This is a genomic window from Streptomyces sp. SID12501 (assembly GCF_010550245.1).
GTDB lineage: Bacteria > Actinomycetota > Actinomycetes > Streptomycetales > Streptomycetaceae > Streptomyces.
The window spans coordinates 1-1,089 of sequence record NZ_JAAGLU010000122.1; the positions used below are offsets into that span (position 1 = coordinate 1).

At 65.2% G+C, this 1,089-nt stretch carries 1 protein-coding gene and 2 rRNA genes; all 3 read right to left on the reverse strand.

Annotated elements, in window-relative coordinates:
* On the reverse strand, positions 1 to 439 hold a 439-nt coding region (locus tag G3I71_RS44720), incomplete at its 3' end, for a hypothetical protein (RefSeq protein WP_164324605.1).
* A gap of 321 nt (positions 440 to 760) precedes the next feature.
* A 5S ribosomal RNA gene (gene rrf / locus G3I71_RS44725) occupies positions 761 to 877 on the reverse strand.
* A 107-nt stretch (positions 878 to 984) separates the two neighbouring features.
* Positions 985 to 1,089 (reverse strand): 23S ribosomal RNA (locus G3I71_RS50570); the annotation flags it as partial.

The following is a 1,089-nucleotide window of genomic DNA, read 5'->3' on the forward strand; positions in this document are numbered from 1 at the left end:
CCACCACTGGCCGGACGACCACCGCGGTCATCCTGACGGTCGTCCCGACGCACAAACCCACCGCCCGCAGGACGACCACCACGGTCATCACTGCGCCCACGGAACCCACCGCCGCCTCCCGCGGGACGACCACCACGATCATCATCGCGCCGAACGGAACCGCCGCGGTCACCACCGCCACCACCACGGTTGTCATCCCGCCGGAAAGCGGGACGGTCCCCACGGTCGTCACGACGGGGGCCCGCAGGACGGTCCGAGCGCTCCGGCCGGTCCGAACGGTCGTCACGCCGGAAAGCGGGACGAGCACCACGATCTCCGTCGCGGTGGTCATCACGGCGCGCAGGACCGCCACGCTCACCACGGTTGTCGTCTCGGCGGAAACCGCCGCCGGCGGGCCGATCGCCCCGGTCGTCACGACGGGGAGCTGCAGACCGATCATCACTGCGACCGTAACCACCCGTCGGCCGGCCACCACGGTCGGAAGAACCACCACGGTCGTCACGGCGATCATTGTCGCGGCGCGGAGCCCCTCGGTACCCGCCGCGGTCGCCGCGGTCACCACTGTCCCGGCGGCGCTGGTCGCGCTCCGGGCGCTCGTCGGGAGAGTTGGTGGACATGATGGGTGACTCCTGTCATCGGTACCGCAAGTCATTCTCGCGCAGCCGACTAGTCGGCGCGCTCCGGGCAGTGTGCTTGCTTGAAAAACAAAAGGACCCCTGGTCCCAGCATGAACGCTGGGACCAGGGGTCCTCCAAAGATTGTTCGGCGGCGTCCTACTCTCCCACAGGGTCCCCCCTGCAGTACCATCGGCGCTGAAAGGCTTAGCTTCCGGGTTCGGAATGTAACCGGGCGTTTCCCTCACGCTATGACCACCGAAACCCTATTGGTTTCGAGCGAACAAGCACACTTTTCAGTTAGATGTTCCAGCTCAAAAGCCGACAACTGTTCGTTGTCTCAGAACTAACACAGTGGACGCGAGCAACTGAGGACAAGCCCTCGGCCTATTAGTACCAGTCACCTCCACCCGTTACCGGGCTTCCAGATCTGGCCTATCAACCCAGTCGTCTACTGGGAGCCTTACCCCATCTA